The organism is Glycomyces sp. NRRL B-16210 (assembly GCF_000719515.1).
Taxonomy (GTDB): Bacteria; Actinomycetota; Actinomycetes; order Mycobacteriales; family Micromonosporaceae; genus Glycomyces.
The window spans coordinates 121,757-147,244 of sequence record NZ_JOGR01000005.1 but is presented as its reverse complement, the minus strand read 5'-3'; the positions used below and the strand labels follow the sequence as shown (position 1 = coordinate 147,244).

At 72.3% G+C, this 25,488-nt stretch carries 24 protein-coding genes and 1 pseudogene; 11 read left to right on the top strand and 14 right to left on the bottom strand.

The features are described 5' to 3' along the window. The first annotated feature begins 4 nt into the window (after positions 1-4). The 10 genes and pseudogenes from IF12_RS0108575 to IF12_RS26550 all read left to right on the top strand — a co-directional run. On the top strand, positions 5-907 hold the full coding sequence (locus tag IF12_RS0108575; RefSeq protein WP_030156918.1) for an ABC transporter permease: 903 nt from the start codon (positions 5-7) through the stop codon (positions 905-907). Further along, positions 904-1,893 (top strand): ABC transporter ATP-binding protein, encoded by a 990-nt coding sequence (locus tag IF12_RS0108570; RefSeq protein WP_051704136.1) that lies wholly within the window; start codon positions 904-906, stop codon positions 1,891-1,893. Before IF12_RS0108575 ends, IF12_RS0108570 begins: the two co-directional genes overlap by 4 nt. Further along, positions 1,880-2,878 carry an ABC transporter ATP-binding protein gene (locus IF12_RS0108565; protein WP_030156912.1) on the top strand — a complete coding sequence of 333 codons (999 nt, stop codon included), beginning with the start codon at positions 1,880-1,882 and terminating at the stop codon, positions 2,876-2,878. Before IF12_RS0108570 ends, IF12_RS0108565 begins: the two co-directional genes overlap by 14 nt. Further along, on the top strand, positions 2,875-3,705 hold the full coding sequence (locus IF12_RS0108560; RefSeq protein ID WP_030156910.1) for a M55 family metallopeptidase: 831 nt from the start codon (positions 2,875-2,877) through the stop codon (positions 3,703-3,705). Before IF12_RS0108565 ends, IF12_RS0108560 begins: the two co-directional genes overlap by 4 nt. Further along, positions 3,698-5,011 carry a M20/M25/M40 family metallo-hydrolase gene (locus IF12_RS0108555; protein WP_030156908.1) on the top strand — a complete coding sequence of 438 codons (1,314 nt, stop codon included), beginning with the start codon at positions 3,698-3,700 and terminating at the stop codon, positions 5,009-5,011. Before IF12_RS0108560 ends, IF12_RS0108555 begins: the two co-directional genes overlap by 8 nt. 12 nt (positions 5,012-5,023) lie before the next feature. Continuing rightward, positions 5,024-7,021, top strand: a complete 1,998-nt coding sequence (locus IF12_RS0108550) for a prolyl oligopeptidase family serine peptidase (protein ID WP_030156907.1) — start codon at positions 5,024-5,026, stop codon at positions 7,019-7,021. Continuing rightward, positions 7,018-7,941 (top strand): LD-carboxypeptidase, encoded by a 924-nt coding sequence (locus tag IF12_RS0108545; protein ID WP_030156904.1) that lies wholly within the window; start codon positions 7,018-7,020, stop codon positions 7,939-7,941. Before IF12_RS0108550 ends, IF12_RS0108545 begins: the two co-directional genes overlap by 4 nt. 613 nt (positions 7,942-8,554) lie before the next feature. Then, positions 8,555-10,327, top strand: a complete 1,773-nt coding sequence (locus IF12_RS0108540; protein ID WP_030156902.1) for a glycoside hydrolase family 3 protein — start codon at positions 8,555-8,557, stop codon at positions 10,325-10,327. Between the two features lie 9 nt (positions 10,328-10,336). Then, positions 10,337-11,584 carry an exo-beta-N-acetylmuramidase NamZ domain-containing protein gene (locus IF12_RS0108535; RefSeq protein WP_030156900.1) on the top strand — a complete coding sequence of 416 codons (1,248 nt, stop codon included), beginning with the start codon at positions 10,337-10,339 and terminating at the stop codon, positions 11,582-11,584. A gap of 23 nt (positions 11,585-11,607) precedes the next feature. After that, positions 11,608-12,867 (top strand): annotated as a pseudogene (locus IF12_RS26550) (serine hydrolase domain-containing protein); the annotation flags it as partial. A gap of 550 nt (positions 12,868-13,417) precedes the next feature. On the opposite strand, the gene IF12_RS26545 reads toward IF12_RS26550, so the two are convergent. Further along, a complete protein-coding gene (locus tag IF12_RS26545; protein ID WP_030156895.1) occupies positions 13,418-14,419 on the bottom strand; it encodes an SDR family oxidoreductase in 1,002 nt (333 codons plus the stop codon). A 24-nt stretch (positions 14,420-14,443) separates the two neighbouring features. After that, positions 14,444-16,003, bottom strand: coding sequence for a helix-turn-helix domain-containing protein (locus IF12_RS25535; protein WP_133884287.1), 1,560 nt, complete (start codon positions 16,001-16,003; stop codon positions 14,444-14,446). Between the two features lie 115 nt (positions 16,004-16,118). Here IF12_RS25535 and IF12_RS0108515 point away from each other — a divergent pair, with 115 nt between their 5' ends. Continuing rightward, positions 16,119-16,475, top strand: a complete 357-nt coding sequence (locus IF12_RS0108515) for a VOC family protein (protein ID WP_030156884.1) — start codon at positions 16,119-16,121, stop codon at positions 16,473-16,475. A 38-nt stretch (positions 16,476-16,513) separates the two neighbouring features. Here the strand turns inward: IF12_RS0108515 and IF12_RS0108510 are convergent, their stop codons facing one another. The 12 genes from IF12_RS0108510 to IF12_RS0108455 all read right to left on the bottom strand — a co-directional run bounded on the left by IF12_RS0108510 (position 16,514) and on the right by IF12_RS0108455 (position 25,344). Further along, positions 16,514-17,077: a hypothetical protein gene (locus IF12_RS0108510; RefSeq protein WP_030156882.1), complete on the bottom strand. Its 564-nt coding sequence runs from the start codon at positions 17,075-17,077 to the stop codon at positions 16,514-16,516. Beyond that, positions 17,074-17,592, bottom strand: coding sequence for a DUF6286 domain-containing protein (locus IF12_RS0108505; RefSeq protein ID WP_030156879.1), 519 nt, complete (start codon positions 17,590-17,592; stop codon positions 17,074-17,076). The genes IF12_RS0108510 and IF12_RS0108505 overlap by 4 nt, the downstream gene beginning before the upstream one ends. Further along, a complete protein-coding gene (locus tag IF12_RS0108500; RefSeq protein ID WP_030156877.1) occupies positions 17,589-17,969 on the bottom strand; it encodes a hypothetical protein in 381 nt (126 codons plus the stop codon). Before IF12_RS0108500 ends, IF12_RS0108505 begins: the two co-directional genes overlap by 4 nt. Further along, the gene (locus IF12_RS24815; protein ID WP_081913406.1) at positions 17,962-18,138 is read right to left on the bottom strand and encodes a DUF2273 domain-containing protein; all 177 of its coding nucleotides are present in this window, start codon (positions 18,136-18,138) and stop codon (positions 17,962-17,964) included. Before IF12_RS24815 ends, IF12_RS0108500 begins: the two co-directional genes overlap by 8 nt. Next, on the bottom strand, positions 18,135-18,461 hold the full coding sequence (locus IF12_RS0108490) for a hypothetical protein (RefSeq protein ID WP_030156874.1): 327 nt from the start codon (positions 18,459-18,461) through the stop codon (positions 18,135-18,137). The genes IF12_RS24815 and IF12_RS0108490 overlap by 4 nt, the downstream gene beginning before the upstream one ends. 5 nt (positions 18,462-18,466) lie before the next feature. Then, positions 18,467-18,907: an Asp23/Gls24 family envelope stress response protein gene (locus IF12_RS0108485; protein WP_035748703.1), complete on the bottom strand. Its 441-nt coding sequence runs from the start codon at positions 18,905-18,907 to the stop codon at positions 18,467-18,469. Between the two features lie 94 nt (positions 18,908-19,001). Next, positions 19,002-20,036 carry a signal peptidase I gene (locus IF12_RS23890; RefSeq protein ID WP_051704135.1) on the bottom strand — a complete coding sequence of 345 codons (1,035 nt, stop codon included), beginning with the start codon at positions 20,034-20,036 and terminating at the stop codon, positions 19,002-19,004. 4 nt (positions 20,037-20,040) lie between these two features. After that, positions 20,041-20,604, bottom strand: a complete 564-nt coding sequence (locus tag IF12_RS0108475; protein ID WP_030156867.1) for a hypothetical protein — start codon at positions 20,602-20,604, stop codon at positions 20,041-20,043. A gap of 127 nt (positions 20,605-20,731) precedes the next feature. Beyond that, positions 20,732-21,604: a peptidoglycan-binding protein gene (locus IF12_RS0108470; protein WP_051704134.1), complete on the bottom strand. Its 873-nt coding sequence runs from the start codon at positions 21,602-21,604 to the stop codon at positions 20,732-20,734. Between the two features lie 159 nt (positions 21,605-21,763). Beyond that, the gene (locus IF12_RS0108465; RefSeq protein ID WP_030156861.1) at positions 21,764-23,539 is read right to left on the bottom strand and encodes an ABC transporter ATP-binding protein; all 1,776 of its coding nucleotides are present in this window, start codon (positions 23,537-23,539) and stop codon (positions 21,764-21,766) included. An 87-nt stretch (positions 23,540-23,626) separates the two neighbouring features. Further along, a complete protein-coding gene (locus tag IF12_RS0108460) occupies positions 23,627-24,598 on the bottom strand; it encodes an aldo/keto reductase (RefSeq protein WP_030156859.1) in 972 nt (323 codons plus the stop codon). Between the two features lie 68 nt (positions 24,599-24,666). Then, positions 24,667-25,344 carry a cyclopropane-fatty-acyl-phospholipid synthase family protein gene (locus tag IF12_RS0108455; protein WP_051704133.1) on the bottom strand — a complete coding sequence of 226 codons (678 nt, stop codon included), beginning with the start codon at positions 25,342-25,344 and terminating at the stop codon, positions 24,667-24,669. Between the last annotated feature and the right edge of the window lie 144 nt (positions 25,345-25,488).

Here is a 25,488-nt window from a genome sequence, read left to right as displayed (position 1 = left end):
GAACATGACGAGCACAGTCACTTCGCGGAGCCTGCGATGGGCCCGCAGGCGCCAGTCCTTCGCCAGGTCTTGGGCGGCCTACCGGAGCCAGCGGGCCGGCATGGTCGGCCTGGTGCTCCTGGGCGCGGTCGTGGTCCTGGCGCTCGCCGCGCCGGTCCTGGTCGACCAGTCGCAGCTGAGCGTCACGCAGGCCACCGGCGGGCGCATGGCCCCGCCCTCGGCCGAGTTCCCGCTCGGCACCGACGAGACGGGCCGGTCGATCCTGGCCCTCACGCTCTGGGGCTCGCGCCTGTCGCTCCTCATCGGCCTCACCGCGACCGTGGTCGCGATCCTCATCGGCACCACCGTGGGCGTCACGAGCGGCCACGTCGGCGGCTGGTACGGCTGGATCGCGCTGCGGATCTCGGACTGGTTCATGGTCCTGCCGAGCCTGGTCGTGGCGATCGCGCTGCTGGCCGTGCTCGGCCGGAGCATGGGCACCACCGTCGCCGTGATCGCGCTCGTCTCGTGGCCGGGCACGACCCGGCTCGTGCGGGCCCAGACGCTCACCGTGCAGGCGCGGCCGTACCTGGAGCGGGCCAGGGCGCTCGGCGCCGGGCACTGGCACCAGATGACCCGCCACGTGCTGCCGAACGTGCTGCCGCTCGTGCTCGCCAGCGCGACGCTGCTCGTGCCCTCGGCGATCCTCATGGAGTCCTCGCTGGCGTGGCTGGGCCTGGGCGACCCGGGGGTGGTCTCGTGGGGCTCGATCCTCAACCGGGCCTCCTCGAGCGGGGCGGTGTCGGCGCACGCGTGGTGGTACCTGCTGCCGCCGGGCCTGGCGATCCTGGTCGTGGTGCTCGCGTTCATGATGTGCGGCCGGGCGCTGGAGGCCGTGTTCAATCCGAGGCTGCGAGGTGAGCGGTGACGCTGCTGGAGTTCAGGGACCTGTGGGTCACGTACACCGGTTCGCGGGGGCGGATCCCGGCGGTGCGGGGCGTGGACCTGTCGGTCGGGGCCGGTCGGATCGTGGGGATCGCGGGCGAGTCCGGTTGCGGCAAGTCAACGCTCGCGATGGCGGTGCTGCGGCTGCTGCCGAAGAGCGCGGAGGTCTCGGGCGAGATCCTGCTCGACGGTGAGGATCTGCTCCGGATGGGCTGGGGGCGTCTGCGGGCGGTGCGGTGGACGGGCGCTTCGATCGTGTTCCAGGGGGCGATGCACTCGCTCAACGCGGTGCAGCGGATCGGGCGGCAGGTGGCCGAGCCGATCCTGGTGCACGAGCGGACGACGCCGGCGAAGGCCGCCGCGCGTGCGGAGGCGCTGCTGGAGCGGGTCGGGTTGCCGTCTTCGCGGATGCGGAGCTACCCGCATGAGCTGTCGGGGGGTCAGCGGCAGCGGGTGATGATCGCGATGGCGCTCGCGTGCGATCCGGAGCTGATCATCGCCGACGAGGCGACCACGGCGTTGGACGTGATGGTGCAGGCCCAGGTGCTGCAATTGATGACGGGGCTGGTGAAGGAGCGGGGCGTGGGGTTGGTGATGATCAGCCACGACCTGTCGGTGCTGTCGGCGGTGTGCGACACGGCGGTGGTGATGTACGCGGGGCGGATCGTCGAGCGGGGTCCGGCGCGCGAGGTGTTCGCGGACGCGCGGCATCCGTATTCGGCGGCGCTGGGGGCCGCGTTCCCGGTGATCGGGGACCCGGCGTCGCGGGGGCGGCCGGGTGGGCTGGCGGGCGATCCGCCGGATCCGGCGCGGCTGCCGGAGGGCTGCTCGTTCCGGCCGCGGTGCGCGGTGGCGGTGGAGCGGTGCGGCGAGGAGTCGCCGGAGCTGCTGCGGGTGCCGGGGATCGGGACGGTCCGGTCGAGCGCGTGCTTCGTGGCGCAGGAGGGGGAGTCCGTTGTCTTCGGTTGAGGGTGCGAAGGTGTTGCGCGCCAGGGGTCTGCGGGTGGAGTTCGGGTTGCCGGGCGGGCGGGTGGCGCGGGCGGTGGACGGGGTTGACCTGGACGTGGCTCCGGGTGAGATCGTGGCGCTGGCGGGCGAGTCGGGTTGCGGCAAGACGACGTTGGCGCGGACGCTGATGGGTCTGGAGCGGCCTTCGGGTGGGACGGTGTCGTTCGGGGACGTGCCGCTGCGGTTCTCGTCGCGGGCGTTGAAGGCGTACCGGAGGCAGGTGCAGTTGGTGCTCCAGGACCCTACGGGGGCGTTGAACCCGCGGCACACGGTGTACGAGGCGGTGGCCGAGGGGCTGCGGATCCACGGGATCGGCGAGGACGAGCCGGGGCGGGTGGCCGAGGCGCTGGCGCGGGCGGGTCTGCGGCCGCCGGAGCGGTTCTTCCTGGCGTATCCGCACGAGCTGTCGGGCGGGCAGCGGCAGCGGGTGGTGATCGCCGGGGCGCTGGTGCTGGAGCCGAGCATCCTGGTCGCGGACGAGCCGGTGGCCTCGCTGGACGCCTCGGTGCGCGGGGAGATCCTCTCGCTGCTGCTGCGGCTCAAGGAGGACGCGGGGCTGGGGGCGCTGGTGATCACGCACGATCTGGGTCTGGCGTGGAGCATCGCGGACCGGATCGCGATCATGTACCTGGGGCGGATCGTGGAGCAGGGCCCGGTCGAGCGGGTGCTGACGGCGCCGCGGCACCCGTACACGCGGGCGCTGGTGTCGGTGCTCCCCGACTCGCCGGTTCGCGAGCCGATCGTGCTGGCCGGGGAGCTGCCGGATGCCGCGGAGGTCCCGGCGGGGTGCCGGTTCCGGCCGCGCTGCCAGGAGGTGGCGTCGGGTCGGGCGGCGGCGGTGCTGGACCGGTGCGAGGGCGAGGACCCGGCGCGGCTGGGACCGGAGTCGGCGCATCTGGTCGCCTGCCACCTGGACGCGGCGATGCCTGCGAGGATGGCCGGATGAGGATCCTCATCAGTGCCGACATGGAGGGCGCGACGGGCGTGACGTGCCCGGGCGACGTGCTGCCGGGGACGCCCGGCTGGGAGCGGATGCGGCCGCTGTTCACCGACGACGTGAACGCGGTCGTGGTCGGGCTCGGGGCCGAGGGCGTGGTGCCGGTGGTCAACGAGGCGCATTGGACGATGCGGAACCTGCTGCCGGAGCGGTTGGAGGCCTACGCGGAGGTCATCACCGGGCGGCACAAGGAGCTGTCCATGATGGAGGGCGTGCGGGACGGGGAGGTCGCGGGCGTGGTGTTCCTCGGCTACCACGCGGGGGCCGGCAGTGAAGGGGTGCTCGCGCACACGTATCTGGCGAACACGGTCACCTCGGTGTGGCTCAACGGGGTCCGCGCCTCGGAGGGGCGGCTCAACGCGGCCGTGGCGGCCGAGTTCGGGGTGCCGGTGATCATGGTGACCGGCGACGACAAGACCATCGAGGACGCCCGCTCCTACGCGCCGGAGGCGGTCGGCGTGGTCGTCAAGCACTGCGTCTCGCGGTACGCGGCCCGGTGCCTGCCGCCCGAGACGGCCGCGCGGCTCATCCGCGAGGGCGCGCGGGAGGCGAGGCGGCTGGCGGTGCGGCACGAGCCGGTGAAGGGCGGGCCGTACCGGATCGACGTGGAGTTCGACGCCGATCACCTGGTCGGCGCGGCTTCGGTGATCCCGGGCGTGGAGCGGTGCGGCGAGCGCCGGGTGTCGTTCACGCTCCCGACGATGTACGAGGCCATCCGGTGCTTCAAGGCCGTCACGACGGTCGCCTCGGCGGCGATGGAGGAGCAGTATGGCTGACGCGCGAGCGCTCGAGGAGGTCGTGGCGTTCACCTCGGAGCTGATCCGGATCGACACCACGAACCGCGGCGACGGAGACGGGGACGAGCGCGCCGCGGCGGAGTACGCGGCCGGGAAGCTCGCCGAGGCCGGGATCGAGCCGCGGATCCTGGAGAAGGCCCCGAACCGGTCCAATGTGGTCGCACGGATCGAGGGGACGGACCCGGACGCCGAAGCGCTGCTGGTCCACGGGCACCTCGACGTGGTCCCGGCCGAGGCCGCGGACTGGAGCGTCCACCCGTTCTCCGGGGAGGTCACCGACGACGGGAACGGCGGGATGCTCTGGGGCCGAGGGGCGCTCGACATGAAGAGCATGGACGCGATGGTCCTCGCGACCGTGCGGTCCTGGGCGCGCGAAGGCGTGCGGCCGCGGCGACCGGTCGTCATCGCGTTCACCGCCGACGAGGAGGCCAGCGCCGAGTACGGGGCCGGGTACCTCGCCGAGGCGCACGCAGACCTGTTCGCGGGCTGCACGGAGGGGATCTCGGAGTCGGGCGGGTTCACCTTCCACAGCGGCGGCCTGCGGGTCTATCCGATCGGGGCGGGCGAGCGGGGCACGGCGTGGCTGGAGCTGACCGCGGAGGGCACGGCCGGGCACGGCTCGAAGGCCAACCCCGACAACGCCGTCGGCAAGATCGCGGCGGCCGTCGCGCGGATCGACGCGCACCAGTGGCCGGTGCGACTGACCCCGACCGTGCGAGCGGCGCTCACCGAACTGGCTGCGCTGCACGGGATCGAAGCGGATCTGGACGATGTGGACGGCCTGCTCGCGAGGCTCGGCCCGGCCGCGCAGCTCGTGGAGTCGACGGTGCGCAGCAGCGCGAACCCGACGGTGCTCGAAGCGGGCTACAAGGTCAACGTCATCCCCGGACACGCACGGGCCGAAGTGGACGGCAGGGTGCTGCCGGGCGGCGAGGCCGAGTTCGAGGCGACCATGGACGCGCTGTGCGGGCCCGAGGTGCGCTGGCGCTACCGGCACCGCACGCAGCCACTCGGCGCGCCGGTGGACTCGCCGGCCTTCGCGGCGATGCGCGCGGCGGTCCGGAAGTTCGACCCCGAGGGGCACCCGGTGCCGTTCTGCATGTCGGGAGGAACCGACGCGAAGCAGTTCGCCCGGTTGGGGATCACCGGTTACGGGTTCTCGCCCCTGGGGTTGCCTCCGGAGTTCGGATACGGGAGGCTGGCCCACGGCGTGGACGAACGGGTCCCGGTCGAAGGGCTCCGATTCGGCCTGCGAGTGTTGGACGAGTTCCTGCGGAACGCCTAGCGAGGAGACCACATGGTTGCACAGGCGGTCGAACCGGCCCCTTACGGCGCTTGGAAGTCCCCGATCACGGTCGAGACGGTCGCGGCCTCGGACGGCAGGCCCGCCCACCTGGGCGCGGTCGGCGACGAGCTGTGGTGGACCGAGCCGCGCCCTGGCGAGGGCGGGCGGCGGGCGCTCGTCCGCCGCCGTGAGGGCGGGGCGACCGAGTCGGTCCTGCCCGCGCCTTGGAACGTGCGCAACCGCGTCCACGAGTACGGCGGCCACCCGTGGGCGGGCGTCGTCGGCGCGAACGGCCCGCTCGTGGTGTTCACCGACTTCGCCGACCAGCGGCTCTACCGGTTCGAACCCGACCGCGGTGGCGAGCCGGTGCCGCTCACCCCGCCCGGGTCGGTGCCGAGCGGCCTGCGCTGGTGCGAGCCGGTGATCGTCGAGGAGTTCGGCGAGGTCTGGGCGGTCATGGAGGAGTTCACCGGCGAGCGGCCCACGGAGGTGCGGCGCTCGCTCGCGGCGGTGCCGCTCGACGGGTCCGCCGCGGGCGACCGCGCCGCGATCCGGGAGCTGACCGACGGCTCGCACCGGTTCGTGACCGGCCCCAAGCTCCTCCCCACCGGTTCGGCGGTCGCGTGGCTGGCGTGGGACCACCCGCACATGCCTTGGGACGAGACGCAGCTGTGGTGGGCCACGGTGACCGAGGACGGCGCGCTCGAACACGCGCGCAAGGTCGCCGGGGGCGACGGCGAGTCGATCGCGCAGGCCGAATGGGCCGCCGACGCCTCGCTGCTGTTCGTGAGCGACCGCTCCGGCTGGTGGAACCTGCACTGGGTCGACGTGTACGACAACGAGACCGGGCCCGTCCACGCCACCGAGCAGGAGTTCGCCGGACCGATGTGGACGCTCGGGTCGCGGTGGTTCCAGCCGCTCGCGGGCGGCGACATCGCCGCCGTCCACGGGAAGGGCGAGAGCCGCCTGGGGATCTTCGACGCCTGGGAGCGGCGGATGAACCCCGTCGCGGGGCCGTGGACCGACTGGGCCTCGGGCCTGTGCGCGATCGGCGACCGCGTCTACGGCATCGCCGCGAGCGCGGGTTCGGGCTACGAGGTGGTCGAGGTCGACACCGGTTCCGGCACGGCCCGGGTCGTCGCCGCGGCGCACGCCGACGAGGTCGACCCCGCGTACTACCCGGTGCCCGAGCACCGGACCTTCCCGGGGCCGGGCGGGCGCGAGGTGCACGCGCACGTCTATCCGCCGCGCAACCCCGAGTACGAAGGGCCCGAAGGGGAGCTGCCGCCGTACGCGGTGTGGGTCCACGGCGGGCCGACGAGTAACGTGCGGGCGGTGCTCGACATGGAGCTGGCCTATTTCACCTCGCGCGGCATCGGCGTGGTCGAGGTGAACTACGGCGGGTCGACCGGGTACGGGCGCGAGTACCGCGAGCGGCTGCGCGAGCAGTGGGGCGTGGTCGACGTCGAGGACTGCGCGGCCGTGGCCCGGGCGCTGGCGGCCGAGGGGAGCGCCGACCCGGCGCGGATCGCGATCCGCGGCGGCAGCGCGGGCGGCTGGACGGCGGCGGCGTCGCTGACTTCGCCCGCGGCCGAAGGGGTCTACGCGTGCGCGACGATCAAGTACCCGATCCTGGACCTGGTGGGCTGGACCGGCGACGAGACGCACGACTTCGAATCGCAGTACATCACCGGACTCGTCGGGCCTCCCGAGGTCCTGCACGAGCGCAATCGGGAGCGGTCGCCGGTCGCGAACGCGGACCGGATCGCGGCCCCGTTCCTGCTCCTGCAAGGACTCGAGGACGTCATCTGCCTTCCGGCGCAGTGCGAGGCGCTGCTGGAGCACGTCGCCGGCAGCGGCGTCCCGCACGCCTACCGGACCTATGCGGGCGAGCAGCACGGGTTCCGGCAGGCCTCGACCATCATGGACGCGGTGCTCGCCGAGCACGCCCTGTACGCGCGGGTCTTCGGTTTCGAAGGCCCCGACCACGAACTGGAGCTGACAACGTGAGCCTCGAACCGCTGGGACGCCCGCGCCGACTCGTGCCCGGAGACCGGGTGGCGATCGTGTCCCCGGCGAGCCCCTCCCCCGGGCCGGCCTTCGACGCGGGCCTGGAAGTGCTGCGAAGCTGGGGACTCGAACCGGTCGTGATGCCGCACGCGGCGGACGAGGACGGGTTCCTCGCCGGGAGCGACCGCGATCGGGCGGCCGACTTCACCGCGGCGTGGGCCGATCCGTCCATCGCGGCGGTCGTGGCCGCGCGCGGCGGCTACGGCGCGCAGCGCATGATCGACCAGGTGCGCTGGGGGCGGCTCCAGGAGATCGGCCCGAAGGCGTTCGTGGGCTTCAGCGACGTGACGGCCCTGCACGAGGCGGTCGCGCTGCGGGTGGAGGCCTCGACCCTGCACGGCCCCATGCCGTCGTGGTCGACGTTCATCGAAAGCGCCGAGACGCGGGAGCACCTGCGCCAGACCCTGTTCGAACCCGAGCGGGTCCAGAAGCTGGTCTCCCCCACCGCGCGGACGCTCGTGGGCGGCAAGGCCACCGGCGTCACCTTCGGCGGCACGCTGACGCTGCTGGCGGCGGGCATCGGCACCGCCGAGCACCGCCAGGACGTCGAGGGCGGGCTGCTGCTGCTGGAGGACACGGGCGAGGAGCCGTACCGGATCGACCGGGCGCTGACGCAGTTGCGCAGGGCCGGCTGGTTCGAGGGCCTGGCCGGGGTGGTGCTCGGGTCGTGGGCCGACTGCGGCCCCGAGGAGGAGGTCCGGGCGGTGCTCGGGGAACGGCTCGGGATGCTCGGCGTGCCGGTGGTGGAGGACTTCGGGTTCGGCCACTGCTCCCCCGCGCTGACGGTGCCGTTGGGCCTGGAGGCGACCCTGGATGCCGACGAGGGGACGCTCCATTTCGCGGAGCCCGCGCTGCGCTGAGCCGGGAGAAGCGCCGAATCCTGAGGCTAGGCGGCGCGGTCCTGAGAACTCCGCGTCACCGCCAAGCCGCGATCCGGCACCACCGATCAATCACCGCACGCTGCACGCACCGACCATGCCGAATGCTGACGCTCGACGACGCGGCCCTGAGAACTCCGCGCCACCGCCAAGCCGCGATCCGGCACCACCGATCGATCACCGCACACCGCACACCGCACACCGCACACCGCACACCGCACACCGCACACCGCACACCGACCATCATGTGACCCTCGCCACTACTCCCTCACCAGCCGGCCCGAAATGTCGTACCCACCGGGCACGGTAGTTGAACCGGGGGCCCATCGTTTCCGGCCGAACCGGTGTTCGTCGTGCCCGGAAACCGCGTCCCGCGCCCGCGAAATCGACCGGACCAGCCGCCTGAAGCAAGGGCCGGAAACCCGACTCCGAAAATTCTCTTCGTAGCCTTGCGCTCACTTGAAACTTTCTGCCAGGATGAGCGGATCGGGTGATACCCGGGCACAGTGCGGCAATTCCCAACCTCGCCGCACCGCGAGACCGCCGCACTGTGCACGGGGACCCGCCCCACCCCGCACAGACTGGAGTCCGCCCCATGGAGACGCATCCCCGCCGGACCGTGCTCGCCGCCGCGCTCGGAGCCGCCGCGGCGGCCGCCGCCTCCGGCACCGCCCAGGCCCAAGGCGACCGCGGCGCCTTCGTCAAGCGCCGCCTCAAAGCGATGAGCTTGGAGGAGAAGGTCGGCCAGCTCTTCACCACCTACGCGTACGGGCAGAGCGCCGACTCCACCGATCCGACCGACGTGGCGAACAACCAAGCGGCGCACGGGGTCGACAACGCCGCCGAACTCATCGCGACCTACCACCTCGGCGGGATCATCTACTTCGCCTGGTCGAACAACGTCGCAGACCCCGACCAGATCACCGCGCTCTCCAACGGCCTCCAGGACGCGGCGCTCGGCAGCGGCTGCACGCCGCTGTTCATCGCCACCGACCAGGAGCACGGCCTGGTCACCCGCATCGGCCCGCCCGCGACGCAGCTACCCGGCGCCATGGCCCTCGGGGCGACCCACGACCCCGAGGCGGCCCGAGCCGCCGCCGTCGTCAGCGGGACCGAGCTGCGCGCCATGGGCCTGAACCAGAACTTCGCGCCCGACGCCGACGTGAACGTCAACCCGGCGAACCCGGTGATCGGGGTGCGGTCCTTCGGCTCCGAGCCCGAGCACGTCGCCGCCATGGTCGCGGCTCAGGTCGAGGGCTACCAGGCGCGCGGCGACCTCGCCGCCACCGTCAAGCACTTCCCCGGGCACGGCGACACCGAGGACGACAGCCACGCCTCGCTGCCGCGCATCGACCACACCTACGAGGAGTGGCTCGCGATCGACGCCCCGCCGTTCCGCGCCGCCGTCGAGGCGGGCGTGGACGTGGTCATGACCGCCCACCTCCAGTTCCCGGCGCTCGACGAGTCGCTGCGCCCGGCCACGCTCTCCGAGCCGGTCCTCACCGGGCTCCTGCGCGGCGAGCTCGGCTACGACGGGCTCGTGGTCACCGACTCGCTCCAGATGGCGGGCGTACGCGACGGCTACGGCGACGACCGCGTGCCGGTGCTCGCGCTCCAGGCCGGGGCCGACGTGCTGCTCATGCCGATGGACATCGACCTGGCGTACAACGCGGTCCTCACCGCCGTCGCCGAAGGCGAGCTCACCGAGGCGCGCATCGACGCCTCGGTCACCCGGATCCTGGAGCTGAAGCAGCGCCTCGGGCTGTTCGAGGACCCGTACGCCGACCCCGGACTCGTCGACTCGATCGTCGGGACCGAGGCGAACCTCGAAGCGGCGCAGGCGCTCAGCGACCGCACCACCACCCTGGTCGTGAACGACGGGTCGCTGCCGACGCCCACCGACGGCGGGTCCGCGCTCGTCACCGGATGGGGCGAGGCCACGACCGCGGGACTCGCCGCCGAGTTCGGCCGGCGCGGCTGGTCGGCGACGACGGTGGTCACCGGGATCGCCCCGACGCGGGAGCAGATCGACGAAGCGGTCGCGGCGGTCGAGGGCGCGGGCCTGATCGTCGTGTCCACCAACGGGGTCGCGGGCAACCCGACGCAGATCGAACTCGTGGAGGCCCTCGCGGCCACCGGGGTGCCGGTCGTCGCGGTCGGCGTCGCGAACCCCTACGACATCGCGCATTTCCCGGACGTGGTCAACGCGTACCTGGCAACCTACTCGTACGCCGCGGGCGGGCTCGAATCCGCCGTCAGGACCATCGTCGGCGCGGTCCACCCGCAGGGACGGCTCCCGGTCGACATCCCCGGCACGGAAGAGTCCGGCGCGATCCTGTTCGAATTCGGCCACGGCCTGTCCTACTGAGGAACCGCCATGCAGCGCAGGAAGCTTCTCGGAGGCGCCGTCGCCGGCGCCGCCCTCGCGGCCACTAACGCCGCGCCCGCACAGGCGAAGCCGCGGCGGGTCGTCACCGGTATCGAGGTGCTGGCGGAGGACGACTTCGCCTGCCTCGCGGGCCGACGCGTCGGGATCATCTCCAATCCCACCGGCGTGCTCCCGGACCTCACCCACGAGGTCGACCTCATGCACGGGAGCGGGAAGGTCGACATCGCGGCCGTGTTCGGGCCCGAGCACGGCTTCCGCGGGGTCTCGCAGGCTGGCGAAGGCGAGGACTTCTTCCTCGACCCGAAGACCGGCATCCCGGTCTACAACGCGTACAACGACAAGGACCGGATGGCCGAACTCCTGGTCGAGGCCGGGGTCGAGACGGTGGTCTTCGACATCCAGGACGTCGGGTCGCGGTTCTACACCTACATCTGGACGATGTACCTGGCGCTGGAGGCGGCCGGACAGCTCGGGCTGCGGTTCGTGGTGCTCGACCGGCCCAACCCGGTGTCGGGCACCGAGGCGAGCGGGCCGGTGCTCCACCCCGAGCACGCCACGTTCGTCGGGCTGAAGCCGATCGCGCAGCGCCACGGCATGACCGTCGGCGAGCTCGCGGGGCTGTTCAACGGTGAGTTCGTGCAGACCCCCGCGGACTTGACCGTGGTGCGGATGCGCGGCTGGCGCCGCGGCATGTACTTCGAGGAGACGGGGCTGCCGTGGGTGGCGCCCTCCCCCAACATGCCCACGGTCGACACCGCGGTGGCCTATCCGGGGACCTGCCTGTTCGAGGCCAGCGCCTTGTCGGAGGGGCGCGGCACTACCAAGCCGTTCGAGCTGCTCGGCGCGCCGGGGATCGACCATGTCTGGGCGGAGTCGATTCGGGGACTGCCGGGGACGCGGGTGCGGGAGGCGTATTTCTCGCCGACCTTCTCGAAATGGTCGGGAACGGTGTGCGGCGGGGTGGAGATCCAGGTGGCGGATCGGAGCGAGTTCGATCCAATCAGGACGGCGCTTTCGATGCTGGTGGCGCAGCGGCGGGCCTTCCCCGAGTACGGGTGGCGCGAGCAGGACGGGGCGTCGTTCTGGCTGGACAAACTGACAGGGAACGAGGCGATCCGGCACGCGATCGAGGCCGGCGCGGACGCCGAGGACCTGCCCGGACTCTGGGCCGGGGAATTGGATGCGTTTTCCGAGCAACGAGAGTCGTATTTGCTCTATCGCGACACCGCTCAGTAGTGGCACGATAACGAGGAGACATCATGCAGCGTCGAACCGTACTCGGGGGCGCGGTGGGGGCGGTATGTTCTGCGCTCGCGCTCGCCTCCCGTGCCAATGCCGAGGAGCGCCCCTCAATGCCCGAACTGACCGGCCCGCCGACAGCCGGACCCTACGATGTGACCTTTCCCGAGACACCGCTGCGGCTGCGACACGGCACCTGTTCACAAGCGCGATTGACCACCGCTCACATCGAGCGCATCGTCCCCGAACTCCAGTCCCATATGGAAGGTCCGGAGCCGTCCTTCCCCGGTTACGCGGTGCTCGCCGCCAGGGACGGGGTCGTGGCCCTGCACGAGGCCGGGGGGCACCGGCTGCGGTACTCCGGCTGGGACGAGGAGGGCGCGAGCCCGGTCGAGCTGCCGTCGCGGGAGTGGCTCGCGGCGGAGAAGGACACCGTCTACGACCTCGCCTCGATCTCGAAGCTCTTCACCGCCGCGGTCACCGGCGTCCTCATCGACGACGGCCTCATCGACCTGAAGGCCCCGGTGGTGGAGTACCTGACCGACTTCGACGCCTTCGACGCCGAGAAGACCCCGATCACCTTGGGGCAGCTGCTGTCGCACACCTCGGGGATGGTCGCGGTCGTCAACCTCTACGACCTGCCGGACGAGCGTTCGCGCATGGAGGCGATCTACGCGCATCCGCTGCGGCGCGAGCCCGGCAGCGGCTACGAGTACTCCGACCTCAACCTGATCGTGCTCGGCAAGGTCCTGGAGCACGTCGCCGGGCAGCCGCTGGACGCCCTGGTGGCGGAGCTGATCTGCGAGCCGCTGGGCCTGGAGGACACCGGGTACGACCCGGTCGACCCCGTTCGCACGGCGGCGACGGAGTACCAGCCGTGGACGGGCCGGGGCCTGGTGCACGGCGAGGTGCACGACGAGAACGCGTGGGTCTTCGGCGGCGTCGCCGGGCACGCGGGCGTGTTCGCGACCGCCTGGGACCTCGCGGTCTTCGGGCAGATGATCCTCAACGGCGGGCGGTACGGCGGCGCGGAGATCCTCAGCGAGGCCACCGCGCGGCTGATCTTCACCGACCAGAACGCCGGGTTCGGCGAGAGCGCCGCGCGCGGGCTCGGCTGGCAGCTGGGCCAGCGCTGGTACATGGACGCGATGAGCTCGCCGGTGACGGTGGGCCACACCGGGTACACGGGCACCTCGATCGTGCTGGACCCGCTCGCGGGGACGCTGCTGGTCCTGCTGACCAACCGCGTGCACCCGACGCGGGAGCGGGGCACCGAGTCGGTGTACCGGCGCGCGGCGAGCCGGCCGCTCGGCCGGGCGGTGCCGGTAGAACCGAAGGCCGGGAAGCAGGCGTGGTTCGCGGGGACGGCGGACGGTACGGTGGCGACACTGACGGCGGCGCTGCCGGGCCCGGTATCGGAGGGGACGGCCGCGTTCGCGCTCTGGTACGACACCGAGGCGACCGACACGGCGGCGCTGGAGGCGAGCGCGGACGGCGAGACGTGGGCGGCGGTGCCGCTAGACCTGCGCACCGAGGACCACCACTGGGGCACCGAGGGCGCGTTCTCCGGTTTCTCGGGGCGGCAGTGGATCGACGCGGCGGCGGTCTTGCCGGAGGGCACGGCCCGGCTGCGGTGGGTCTACGCGAGCGACCCGCTGTACCAGGGCCGGGGCGTGTACGTCGACGCGATCGAGGTCCGGGAGGGCCGCGCGGTCGTGTTCGAGGGGGACGGTCTCGAAGCGGACGGCTGGGAGCTCGTGCGGGACTTACTGCGGGAGCACGGAGCGGTGCGGCGCCCTTCCGGGCGCCGCACCGCTGTCGCGTCCGGGTCTACATGGGGCGGGGCGCGTAGCGCTCGGCGAGCCAGTCCATCACCGCGTCGGCCTTCGCGTCCACGGTCTGGTGCTCGGGGTTGGCGTCGTGCCAGGCGACGACCTCGCGGGCGCCGAGCCTGAACGGGGTGGCATCGATCCCGAACTCGGGCACGAGGCGCTTGAGCTTGGTGTTGTCGAAGACCATCGTGTTCGACTTGTCGCCGAGGAGGCCGGCGCCCCAGTTCGGGTCGGCGGCGGCGATGGCCTCGGAGGCGACGTGCACGAGGTTGAGTTCGCCGACCCCGGCGGCCTCGGCGACGTGCTCGAAGATCTGGTTCCAGGTGGGGGCCTCGTCGCCGGTGATGTGGAAGGCCTCGCCGATGGCGGCCTCGCGGGCGAGGAGCCCGACGAAGCCGACGGCGAAGTCGCGGCTGTGGGTGATGGTCCACAGGGAGGTGCCGTCGCCGTGGACGATGACGGGCTTGCCCGCGCGCATCCGGTCCACGACGGTCCAGCCGCCGTCGAAGGGCAGGAGAGTCTCGTCGTAGGTGTGCGAGGGCCGGATGATCGTCATCGGGAAGTCGTCGTCGCGGTAGGCCTTGACGAGCAGCTCCTCGCAGGCGATCTTGTCGCGGGAGTACTGCCAGTAGGGGTTCTTGAGCGGCGTGGACTCGGTGACGGGCATGTGCGTCGGCGGGGTCTGGTAGGCGCTCGCGGAGCTGATGAACAGGTACTGGCCGGTGCGGCCGGTGAACAGGTCGATGTCGCGCCGGACCTGCTCGGGGGTGAAGTTGACCCAGTTGACGACCGCGTCGAAGGAGCGGTCGCCGAGGGCCTCGCGCACCGACTGCGGGTCGTTCACGTCGGCGGTGAGGAGCGAGACCTCGGGAGGCAGTAGCCGCTCGGCGGTCTTGCCGCGGTTGAGGACGGTGACGTCGAGCCCTTGGCGGACCGCCTCGTGCACGCAGGAGGTGGAGATCCGGCCGGTACCGCCGATGAACAGCACGCTGACACTCATGTGTGACCCACTTTCAGATCGAAGTCAGGCCCACCCTACTCGGCCGTAGGCGCCCGAACGCCCGGTTGCCGCACGGTCACGGGCGCCGGGCCCGGGGCCGCTTCGGGGACCCCGGAGGTGGACCGGGTCCTGCACAATGGGCCGATGGGCACCTTCCTTCCCGGCCACCTGCCGTGGGGTTCGCGCGGGTCCGGGGCCGTCCCGCTGCCGCCGTTCGCGACCGCGGCCGAGCACGACCGGTTCACGCGGCTCCTCCAACTGCACGTGGCCCTCGTCGACGACGGCGGGCCCTCGCTGGCGGCGAAGGTGCTGAGCGCGGCGCTGACCCCGAGCGGGGAGCGGTCGTCGCTGCCGACCGCGCTCGAACTCCAAGCGGCCCTGGGGACCTGTTTTCCCGTGCCGTGGACGCCGGCCGCGCTGGCCGGGTCGCTGAGCGGGGTCGGGCGGCACGCGCCGCGGCCGCTGTCGGGCGGGCGCTGGAGCTGGGACTTCGATCCGGAGTTCACGGCCGTGCCGCGCGAGGGCGGCGGCTGGGTGGTCGAGCGGCACGAGCGCGGCAGCGTGACCGAGGAGACGCTCGAACACGACGGCGACCTGGTGCTGGTGTGGATGGACCACTTCTCGGAGCGCCACTCGTACCCGTACGGATGGCGGGTGGAGGACGCCGACGCCGCGGCTCTGGCCGAGGGCGCGAGGGCGGCGCGCGAGCGCCATGCGGCCGACACCCGGTACCCGTACCTGGCGCGGTGGCGCGCTGAACGCGAGGACTACCTGGGCGGGTAAGCGCCGGTCGAGCAGGCGCCGCAGGACCGTCGGGGTGTGCCCGTAGTGGCGCTTGACGGTGCGCCCGAGATGGGCCTGGTCGGCGAAGCCGAGTTCGGCCGCCACCTGGGCCAGGTTCGTGGCGCCGGATTCGATCAGGTCGAGGGCCCGGCCGACGCGCACCCGGTTGCGGTAGTGGGTGAGCGAGACGCCGAGGCGGCGGGTGAACGCCCGGCTGAGCCGGTAGGGCGAGACGTCGAGCAGCGCCGCGAGGGGCATCAGGGCGCGGGAGTCGGGATGCGCGGCGCCGATGGCCTCGCAGGCGGTGGCGACGAGGCGGCGGTCGGCGCTCGCGTCGGCGTCCGAAGGCAGCGGGCCGGTCACCGCTTGGCGCATCGCGCCGGCGAGCAGGGCCAGGAGCCGTTCGGTCATGGCGAAGTCCACGTCGGGTCCGGAGGCGAGCATCCGGCGGTGGGCCAGGTCGAGGCGGGCGTCCACGTACACGCCGCTGCGGATCGGCACCGCGCCGTCGCCGGCCATGGCGGTCCACAGCGCCTCACTGATGCGGATCGAGGTGCATCCGTCGCCGCCGCTGGGGTGCGCGAACTCCTCGCACTCCCCCGGGGTCGCGAGGTAGCCCATGGTCGGGTCGGCGTAGCCGGCGACGCCGTCGGCGCGGCGGCGGAACCTGCCCCGGCGCACCAGCACGATCCGGTGGTGCGCCGACTCGGTCTCGGCCGTCCAGCCGCGGTGCTCGTCGCGGCAGGTCACGGCCGCGACCGAGAAGTCCTTGCGCCGGGCCACGGTGTGCGAGGAGAGCATGGGGCGCACGCTACCGGCCGGGTCCGACGGCCCGCAAGGATGTTCAAGCCGCGGCCGCCGCGGCGCGGGCAGACTCGTCGTCGTCACGAACCACCGAGGTACAGGAGCACCCGACATGTCCGCGATCGCGACCCTCACCACCGTCGTCATCGACTGCGCCGACCCCGCCGCGCTCGCCGCGTTCTACGAGCGGGTCTCCGGCTGGCCGGTCACCTACCGCGACGAGGAGGCCGTCCACCTCAGCGAGGGGCCCGTGAGCCTGGGCTTCCAGCGCATCGAGGGCTACCGGGGCCCGGGCTGGCCCGACGCCGCCAAGCACTGCCACCTCGACTTCACGGTGGACGACGTCGACCGCGCGGTGAAGGAGCTGCTGGCCGCCGGGGCCACGAAGCCGGAGTTCCAGCCCGGCGGCGGGGACTGGACGGTGCTCGCCGACCCCGAAGGCCACCTGTTCTGCGTCTCCGCGGGGTGAGCGCGGGGCGCCGGCCGCAGTGGCCGGCGCCCTCGTGCTCAGTGGACGCGGGGTGTCTTGCGGGAGCCGGGCCGGCGCGGCGCGTCGACGAGGACGCGGACGGTCACCTGGCCGTCGGGGAACGCCTCGGCGACCGAGGCGGCGATGCCGTCGGCGGCCTTGACGAGCGATTCGCCGTCGGCGCGCGGGTCGACGCTGGCGCGCAGTTCCACCAGTTGGCCCGCGTCGGAGGGCGTCCGGGCGCTGCTGACGTGGTCGACCGGGGCGTTGCGCTCCAGTTCCTCGCGCAGTCGCGGCAGGATCGACTTGACGTCGACCTCGATGCGGTCGGCCCCGTCCGAGCCGAGCCGCACCTTGCCTTCCACCGGGCGGGGGATGCGCGCGAGGAGCCACCACAGCGCGAGCAGGGCGAACACGACCGTCGCGGCGCCCGCCGCCCACGGGAACCAGTCGGCGTCGACCGCGTCGGTGATCGCGCCGGTGTCGAGCCGGGCCCAGGCGCCGACGAGGTCGAAGCGCCAGTCGAGGACCATCGCGCCTCCGGCGATGAGCAGGAGGCCGAACAGGATCGCGGCGGTGCGGTCGATCGCGAGCGGCCTCATCGGGTCCCCTCCTTCGCCTGCACGGACACTTCGAGGTCGGCGAGGCCCGAGAGCCGGTCGCCGACGGTCTGCACGATGCCCGCGACGCCCGCGTGGTCGCCGGGGGCGAGCAGGGCCTCCACGCGCAGGCGCCTGCGGCGGATCTCGCCGCGGCCGTGGAGCACGCCCGGCGAGCGTTCGGCGGCGTCGGCGGCGAGCGCTTCGAGCGCGCGCGGCGAGACCCACAGGTCGTCGCGGCCGTCGACGCGCAGGTGGCTGCGCCGGGCGGGGATGCACGCGGCGATGAGGAACCACAGGCCGAGCAGGACGGCGGCCACGGCGACGGCGAGCACGGCGTTCGACGGCCGCGGGTCCTCGACGAAGCCGAGCGCCCCGCGCAGCCAGGAGTCGCCGGTCCAGCCGCGTTCGGCGGCGAAGTGCTGGCCGAACAGGACCGCCAGCCCGGCCAGGAGCAGCGCGCCGACGAGCCCGAACCAGGTCGCGGCGGGCAGTCGCCTCGGGTCGCGGGCCTTCATCGGACCCTCCGCTGCGGGCTGTCGGCGGCGTCGACGAGGTGGACGGCCACGTCGAGCGCGACGACGTCGAGCCCGGTGATCCGGGAGGCCTCCTCGCGGACGCGCTGGGCGAGGCCGCTCGCGGTCGCGGAGGTCGGTCCGGGCCAGCGGACGGCCACGTCCAGGTGCGCCCAGACCCGCCCGTGCTTGACGGTGGCGCGCACGCGCGGGTAGCCGCGCACGAGCAGCCCCGAGCGCTCGGCCGAACCGGGCGCGCCTCGGGCGGCGCCTTCGAACACGCGGGTCACGGCGGTGTCGGTGATGCGCAGCGAGCCGCGCTCCTCGGGCGCCCGGTCGGCTCCGCCGGGCAGGTCGGCGATCGCGAAAGCGTCAGCCACGGCGGCCTCGGACCTTCTCGACCACGTCGTACTCGCCGCTCAGGTGGCCGGCGATCGCGAAGCCGATCCCGCCGAGGACGATGGCGAGCAGGAAACCGGTGAAGCCGCCGGTGATGACGGCCAGGGCCAGCAGCAGGCCGACCGTCAGGCCGGCGAAGGATGCCTTCATGTTCGATCCTCGTCTCTAAATGCGCCGCGGCTCGGTTCACCGATGTCCTCGACGGTCACGGCGACCGTCCGGCCGCCTGTCAGCGGAAGCAGCGCGGCCCTGATGGCGGCGGCGGTCTCGCGCATGTCGCGGTCCCACCCGACGGCCACGTGGACCGCGCACGCGTCCGCATCGAGCCGCAGGCCCGCGATGCGCCGCCCCGGCAGGGCCGTGGCGATCTCGCCGCGTGCGCCGCCGTGGAGTCCCTCGACGCCGGGCACCGCCAGGACCGCGGCGGCGATCGCGTCGGCGGTGGCGGCGAAGCGGCCGTTCGCGGTGGGCACGGGCGTCACTCCACTCGCGAGTCGTCTTCGGAGTCGGAGTCCGAATCGCCTTCGAGGTGCACGTCGTGGACGACGATGTTGACCTCGGTGACCTCCAGGCCCGTCATCCGCTCGACCGCGTCGATGACGTTGCGGCGCACGCCCGCGGCGAGGTCGGCGATGGCGATGCCGTAGTCGGCGACCACGTCGAGGTCGACGGCGGCCTGGCGTTCGCCGACCTCCACCGAGACGCCCTGGCCGAAGTTGGTGCGCGAGCCGGGGATGCGCTCGCGGATCGCGCCGACGGTGCGGCTGACGCCGCCGCCGAGGCTGAAGACCCCGGAGACCTCCCTGGTGGCGATGCCGGCGATCTTGGCGACCACCTGGTCGGCGATCGTGGTCTTGCCCTGCTCGCTCACGAGTGCGCTGCTGCCCTGCGGCTTGTCAGCGGTCGACTTCTCCGTCATCGCTTGCCCCTTCAGTCTCGCCCGTTACCGGTCTCAACGATCACACACAAGTGAGGTCCATGTCACCGAAAGTGACCATGTGGAGCGGCTTTCGTCAGATGATCGCGCAGGGAGTGCCGTTGAGGGCGAAGTCGGCGGGGGTGTCCGCGGCGAAACCGCCGACGGATTTGACGGTGACCGTCTGGATGACGTTGCTGCCCGCCGCGTTGATCGGGCCCATCCAGTCGGCGGCGTTGTAGACCACCGACCGGCCGTCCTGGGAGATCGTGCCGCCGTTGGGGCTCAAGGATGCGACCTGATCCTCGGTGAAGGTCCATCGCAGCTCCCACAGGGGCTCGGCGCGCGTGTCCGAGTCGTTGTAGACGGTGATGGTCCCGCCGGCCTGGGTCGGGCCGCCGAGGCTCCACCTGACGCGGCACGCGGCGGCGGGCTCCTCCCAGGTTCCCGCCGCCCAGGTCGAACCCGTGTCAGTGCCGGCCGTGAAGTCGGCGTTCCCCGAACCGGTGCCGCGCAGGAAGACGAGGTAGCCGCCGACGAGGATCACGATGGTGGCCGTGGCGATCTCGGCGGCGCGGCGCATGCGGGTCCCGGGGCGGCCGAGCCCGATCGGGAGCGGGACGGCGCCGCGGATGAGCACGGCCGAGACGGCCGCGAAGAGCCCGAACGCGAACAGGTCGCCGTCGTGGAGCCAGACCACGGGCTTGCCGATGCCGGGCGTGAGGATGCGGCCGATGCCGATCACGTTCTCGGGCGGGACCGGCGTCGAGTCGGCGTCGGCGTTGGCATCGCCCTTGGTGGTGAAGGTGCCGTCGTCGTTGACCTCAACGATCCGGTGCAGGATCGGCTCCTTCGAGAAGCCCGCAGGGTCCTCGAAGCTGATCACCTGGCCGGCGACGAGTTCATCGGGGTCGATCGGGCTGGTCAGGGCGATGTCGCCGACGCTGATCTTCGGTTCCATCGAGCCGGACACGACGGTGGTGCCGTTCCAGCCCAGCAGCCTCGGCGCGAGCGCGGCCACGGCGAGGAACGCGCCGATCGACAGGAGCCCGACGCAGACCGCCACGCGGACGACCGTGGACCACGGAAGCTCGTCGAAGCGGCGACGGCGCTTCGCTGATGCGTCCGCCATGGCGTCAGCCCGTGCGCGCTTCCCACACGAACGTCGTCGCCGCCGAGGCCCCCTGCGCCGAGTTCGGCGCGTTCGAGTTGAGCGTGAAGGCGATCGTGTAGGTGATGGTGTCCTCGTCGGACATCGAGTGCTCCAGCAGGCCCGAGCCGAAGTCGGTGGAGCCCTGGAGTTCGGCGAGCGTGCCGTTCCAGGTGCCGCCGGCGTCGTCGGTGATCACCATGTCGAGGTGGGCGGCGAGACCGGAGTCGTCGTTGTCGGTGGTGTACATCCGCACCGCCGCGTCGGCGCCGCCGGTGTAGGTCACCGCGACCGCGCCGGAGTCGGAGTCGCCGGGGACGAGGTCGCCCGCGGTGAAGACCGAGGACCCGCTCCGGTCGTTGGTGAGGTCGATCGAGGTGGCCGAGAAGGTGCTCGAACCGGTCTCGGTGTCGGCGGTGAAGGCCGACCTCGACACCTGGTAGATGAGGATGACCGCGAGCAGCAGCGCGACCAGAATGATGCCGACGACCAGCCAGACCTTCGCGCGGCTCCGATTGCCGTCGTCCGCCGTTCCCGTTTGATCCACCATGACGTGATCCCCCCGATTCGCGTGGATGGCTACGGTCGAGAAGTACCACCGCCGGGGCCGGTGCGCAGGATTCCGGAGAAATCGCGCACCGGCCCCGTGGAACCGGGTTCGGGAGGGAACGGCGCCGTCAGGCGCGGTTGTACTGCTCCCACCAGGTGAAGGCGCTCCTGTAGGCGGCGGGGGTGTTGTCGGCGGCGTGGCTGGCAAGGCCGTTCTTGCCGAAGTAGTAGTCGTGGACCTGCGCTTGGGCGACCCCGGCCATGTCGGTGTCGGCCACCGCGTTCGCGTGGATGTGGTAGGCGAAGCCCTGCTCAGGGGTGCGCAGCCAGGCCGCGAAACCGACGTCGCGCAGGGCCTTGACGGTCTGCCAGCGCTCGGTGGCGCTCATCGAGGAGACGCTGATGTCCACGACGCCGCCGCCGTCGTGGGTGCCGGCCGAGTCGGGGTTGCCGGGGCTGTAGGAGCCCTGGGTGAGGGCGAGGCTCCAGGAGAGCTTGGCGTCGGCGGCGGCCAGCATGTTGCGGGTGCGGGTGTTGACGCGCCTGCCGCCGTAGGCGTCGGTGGCGGAGCCGATGTTGATAGTTCGGGTGACGGTGAAGCCGCCGTCCTGGCCGAGGCGGGTGAGCGAGGTCGGTCCGGGGAGTCCGTTGGCGTCGAGGCCGGTGTAGCCGAGGGACCGCTGCCAGGCGGCATAGGCGGCCACGGTCGTGGTGCCGTAGTGGCCGTCCACGTAGGTGCCGCTGAGGAGGCCCTTGGCGGCGAGGGCCTGTTCGACGGCGGTGACGCTGGGGCCGGCCCCGGGCGTGACGGCGGAGCCGGTGCGCGGCGGGTCGACCATGGCGGCGACGACGGTGAGTTCCATGTCGACGGTGGTCGCTGCCGCGGCCTGCCGGGCGAGCAGCAGGGAGGGCGCCGCCGCGGCGCCGGCGGCGATGAGGCCGCGGGTGAGCACCCAGCGGCGCGAGCGGGCACTGGACGATTCGGAGGGTCGGCGGGTCATGTCCTTGTCTCCCTTCCAGGGACGCCGCGCCGAGGAGTGTCCGGAGCGGCTTTCGGAGTCATGCCACGGAACGATATCGGAGAAATCTTTCGTTGAGAAGTCCCGACATGAAACAAATCTTCAACTTTGGTCCCATGTCGGAAGGACCGCGGGATCGGCTCAGGTGGTGCCGGATTGGGTGAGGTGCATCTGGGCGTAGCGGCCGGCGGCTTTCAGCAGGTCGGCGTGGGTGCCCTGCTCGACGATGCGGCCCCGGTCGAGGACGACGATGCGGTCGGCGCTGCGGATGGTCGAGAGGCGGTGGGCCACCACGAGGGTGGTCCTGCCTTCCATGAGGCGGGCAAGGGCCTGTTTCACCAGTTCCTCGGCTTCGGGGTCGAGCGCCGAGGTCGCCTCGTCGAGCAGCAGGACGCGCGGGTCGCGCAGCAGGGCCCGGGCGATCGCGAGCCGCTGGCGCTGGCCGCCGGAGAGGCGCGCGCCCCGTTCGCCCACCACGGTGTCGAGGCCGTCCGGCAGGTCGCGCACGAACTCCCAGGCGTTGGCGTCGCGCAGGGCCTGCGTGACGCGCTCCTCCCCCGCCTCGGGCATCCCGTAGGCGATGTTCTCGCGGATGGTGCCCTCGAACAGGACCGACTCCTGCGGCACCACGGAGGTGAAGCGGCGGGCCGTGCGCAGGTCGAGTTCCTGCATGTCGACGCCGTCGAGGAGGATGCGGCCCGAGGTGGGCCGCACGAAGCCGAGCACGAGGTTGAGCAGGGTCGATTTGCCCGAGCCTGAGGAGCCGACGAAGGCCACTGTGGTCCCGGCCTCGACGTCGAGCGAGACCTCCTGCACCGCTTCGGTGTCCGATCCGGCGTAGCGGTGTGAGACGTGTTCGAGCGTGAGGCGGCCTTCGACGGCGTCCACTTCACGCTTGCCCTCGTTCTGCTCCACGTCCGGCTCCTGGAGGACCTCGGCGATGGACCGCACGGACTCCAGGCCCCTCGCGCCCACCGGGATGAGCATGAGCAGTTGCGTGAGCCCTTGGGTCAGCAGCGCGAAGTAGGTCGAGAGCAGCACGACCTCGCCGGGTGAGATCGGCAGGAACCCGGTGATCGCGAAGACCGCCGCGAGGCCGAGGCAGCCGACGCCGAGGATCTGCATGGTGACCCACGAGATGGAGGCGACGTGGCCGTTGAGCATGTCCAGGTGGAGCCCGGCGCGGCGCACGCCGTCGGCGCCGGTGGCCACGCGCGAGACGGCGGTCTGCTCCAGGCCGTGCGCGCGCGTGACGGGGATGAGCGAGGCCATCTCGCCAACGCGCGCGGCGAAGCCCTCCATCTCGCGGCGGAAGACCTCGTTGCGGGCGCGCGAGCGGCGTTTGAGGGCCGCGCGCAGCCCGATCGCGATGGGCACGGTGAGGGCGTAGACGGGCAGGAACTGCGGGACGGCGATCCCGGTCATTGTGATCGCTCCGGTGAGGACCATCGCGGAGGACAGCAGCGGGTGGGTCATCTGCTGGAGCATCATCTCGACGTTCTCGACGTCGCGCACGACCTTGTTCTGGACGATCGAGGCGCTCGTGCGCGTGTAGTAGCCGATCGAGAGGCTCTGGAGGCGCGCGGCGAGCGCGTTGCGCAGGTCGGCGCCGGTGTCGCGCACGACGGTCATGAAGTTGCGGGTGTAGACGATGTGGTTAGGGTAGTTCTGCACGAGCAGGACCAGGGCGATGGCGAGCCAGCCGAGCACGGCGCGGACGGAGCCGCCGGAGGAGACGAGGTCGATGATCGCGGCGGTGACGACCGGGAGGAACCACAGCGGGACCTCCTTGACCGCGAAGGCGAGGAAGGCCAGCAGCATCCGCCAGGGGCGGCGGGCGAGGAGGCGGAGCACCGAGCGCGCCGGGTGGGCGCCGTCGAGCAGGTCCTGTCGACGTGCAAGCGCTTGCAAAGACATGGGCTCGATCGTATCCGAGTCTTCGCCGAACGTGTACCGATAAAATCGCGGGTCCGGCTTGAGGGCCGGACCCGCGATCGGTGCGTGCTACCAGGCGTAGGCCTCGGGGGCGGCGCCGCCGGGGCCGGGGAAGATCTCGTCGAGGGTCTTGAGCTCGTCCTCGTCGAGTCCGACCTCCAGGGCCGCGACGGCGTCTTCGAGCTGCTCGACGGTGCGCGGGCCGATGATCGGGCCGGTGACGCCGGGCTGGCGCAGGACCCAGGCGAGGCCCAGGACCGCCGGGGCGACGCCCTTCTCGGCCGCGAAGGCCTCGTACTGCTCCAGTTGCGGGCGGTGCTTCTCAATCGCCTCGATCAGGCGCGGCTCGGCGCGGCGGCCGGTCTCGGCGGTCTTGCCGAGCACGCCGCCGAGGAGGCCGCGGCCGAGCGGCGACCACGGGATGACGCCGAGCCCGTAGTGCTGGGCCGCGGGGATCACTTCGAGTTCGATCTTGCGGTTGACGAGGCTGTAGATCGACTGCTCCGAGACCAGGCCGAGGCCGCCGCGCTTCGCGGCCCGCTCGTTGGCGCGCGCGATCGCCCAGCCGGCGAAGTTCGAGGAGCCGGTGTAGACGACCTTGCCTTGGGCGACGAGCACGTCGATCGCCTGCCAGATCTCCTCCCACTCGACCGTCCGGTCGAGGTGGTGGAACTGGTAGAGGTCGATCCGGTCGGTCTGGAGGCGGCGCAGGGACGCCTCTATCTGCGACCGGATGTGGTAGGCGGACAGGCCGCGGTCGTTGGGGCCCTCGCCGACGGCGCCGTAGACCTTGGTGGCGAGCACGACCTGGTCGCGGGCCTCGGGCCGCGAGGCGAACCAGCGGCCGATGATCTCCTCGGTCCAGCCCTTCCTCGTGCGGCCGTAGACGTTGGCGGTGTCGAAGAAGTTGACGCCGAGTTCGAGCGCGCGGTCCAGGATGCGGTGCGCGTCGGCCTCCTCGGTGTGGGGGCCGAAGTTCATGGTGCCGAGGACGATTCGCGAGACCTTGACGCCGGCGCGCCCGAGCTGCGTGTACTCCATGGTTCCTCCAAACGGTGCGGGACCTTAATCCTAGTATTTTTGTAGGAATCAGCGTCCGTCGATCCCGTTCAGTGGACGCGGCGTACGGCGACGACGGTGTCGACGATGGTGCCCCGCTCGCCGTTCGGGCCGGTGGACTCGCGCTCGGGGGCGTCGAGGCGCGCCGGTTCGAAGCGGTCGGCGTCGAGGTCGAGGCTCGCGAAGAGCGCCGCCGGGCTGAGGAAGTCGAGGTGGTGGCCCTGGCCCTCGCTCCAGGAGGGGGCCGAGCCGTGGTCGACCACCAGGAGGAGGCCGCCGAGGGCGAGGGCCTCGGCCGCGCGCCGCAGCGCCAGGGGCCGCGGGAACTCGATCGGCGTCTGGAGGAACTGGGCCGAGACCAGGTCGAACGGGCCTTCGGGGACGTATTCGGAGAGGTCGTGCCGCTCGGTCGTGACCGATCCTGCGACCCCGGCGGCCTCGGCGCGGGCGCGGGTGCGGGCCAGCGCGGTGGCCGAGACGTCGACGGCGGTGACGTGCCAGCCGGCGGCGGCGAGGTGGACGGCGTCGCCGCCTTCGCCGCAGCCGAGGTCGAGGGCGCGGCCGGGCGGCAGGCCTGCGGCGGTCTCGGCGAGGACCGCGTTGGCGCGGCCGCTCCAGACCTGGTCGCGGGCGGCGTAGTGCTGCTCCCAGAACTGCGCGAGATCAGTGGTGTCGGACTGGTGGTGCACGGTCGGCCTCCGGTGTTCGTCGGTGGTTCCAGGGTTCATCGTAGGTCGCGAATCCGCAAGTTTTGTTGCCGTTTCGGCAATCGGCGTCGCGGCGGGTTCGCCGGAGGGCGCAGGTTCGGGCGGGCGGCCTCCCCCAAAGGTCGCAAGCGGATTTCCGCCTTGCGCCAGTCGTCGCCGGTACCC

What these genes read in the sequence shown, in the direction of transcription:
- IF12_RS0108575 (WP_030156918.1), top strand. Translation starts at nt 5, where the DNA reads ATGACGAGCACAGTCACTTCGCGGAGCCTGCGATGGGCCCGCAGGCGC.
- IF12_RS0108560 (WP_030156910.1), top strand. Translation starts at nt 2,875, where the DNA reads ATGAGGATCCTCATCAGTGCCGACATGGAGGGCGCGACGGGCGTGACG.
- IF12_RS0108555 (WP_030156908.1), top strand. Translation starts at nt 3,698, where the DNA reads ATGGCTGACGCGCGAGCGCTCGAGGAGGTCGTGGCGTTCACCTCGGAG.
- IF12_RS0108550 (WP_030156907.1), top strand. Translation starts at nt 5,024, where the DNA reads ATGGTTGCACAGGCGGTCGAACCGGCCCCTTACGGCGCTTGGAAGTCC.
- IF12_RS0108540 (WP_030156902.1), top strand. Translation starts at nt 8,555, where the DNA reads ATGGAGACGCATCCCCGCCGGACCGTGCTCGCCGCCGCGCTCGGAGCC.
- IF12_RS0108535 (WP_030156900.1), top strand. Translation starts at nt 10,337, where the DNA reads ATGCAGCGCAGGAAGCTTCTCGGAGGCGCCGTCGCCGGCGCCGCCCTC.
- IF12_RS26545 (WP_030156895.1), bottom strand. Translation starts at nt 14,419, where the DNA reads ATGAGTGTCAGCGTGCTGTTCATCGGCGGTACCGGCCGGATCTCCACC.
- IF12_RS25535 (WP_133884287.1), bottom strand. Translation starts at nt 16,003, where the DNA reads ATGCTCTCCTCGCACACCGTGGCCCGGCGCAAGGACTTCTCGGTCGCG.
- IF12_RS0108515 (WP_030156884.1), top strand. Translation starts at nt 16,119, where the DNA reads ATGTCCGCGATCGCGACCCTCACCACCGTCGTCATCGACTGCGCCGAC.
- IF12_RS0108510 (WP_030156882.1), bottom strand. Translation starts at nt 17,077, where the DNA reads ATGAGGCCGCTCGCGATCGACCGCACCGCCGCGATCCTGTTCGGCCTC.
- IF12_RS0108505 (WP_030156879.1), bottom strand. Translation starts at nt 17,592, where the DNA reads ATGAAGGCCCGCGACCCGAGGCGACTGCCCGCCGCGACCTGGTTCGGG.
- IF12_RS24815 (WP_081913406.1), bottom strand. Translation starts at nt 18,138, where the DNA reads ATGAAGGCATCCTTCGCCGGCCTGACGGTCGGCCTGCTGCTGGCCCTG.
- IF12_RS0108485 (WP_035748703.1), bottom strand. Translation starts at nt 18,907, where the DNA reads ATGACGGAGAAGTCGACCGCTGACAAGCCGCAGGGCAGCAGCGCACTC.
- IF12_RS23890 (WP_051704135.1), bottom strand. Translation starts at nt 20,036, where the DNA reads ATGGCGGACGCATCAGCGAAGCGCCGTCGCCGCTTCGACGAGCTTCCG.
- IF12_RS0108475 (WP_030156867.1), bottom strand. Translation starts at nt 20,604, where the DNA reads ATGGTGGATCAAACGGGAACGGCGGACGACGGCAATCGGAGCCGCGCG.
- IF12_RS0108470 (WP_051704134.1), bottom strand. Translation starts at nt 21,604, where the DNA reads ATGACCCGCCGACCCTCCGAATCGTCCAGTGCCCGCTCGCGCCGCTGG.
- IF12_RS0108465 (WP_030156861.1), bottom strand. Translation starts at nt 23,539, where the DNA reads ATGTCTTTGCAAGCGCTTGCACGTCGACAGGACCTGCTCGACGGCGCC.
- IF12_RS0108460 (WP_030156859.1), bottom strand. Translation starts at nt 24,598, where the DNA reads ATGGAGTACACGCAGCTCGGGCGCGCCGGCGTCAAGGTCTCGCGAATC.
- IF12_RS0108455 (WP_051704133.1), bottom strand. Translation starts at nt 25,344, where the DNA reads ATGAACCCTGGAACCACCGACGAACACCGGAGGCCGACCGTGCACCAC.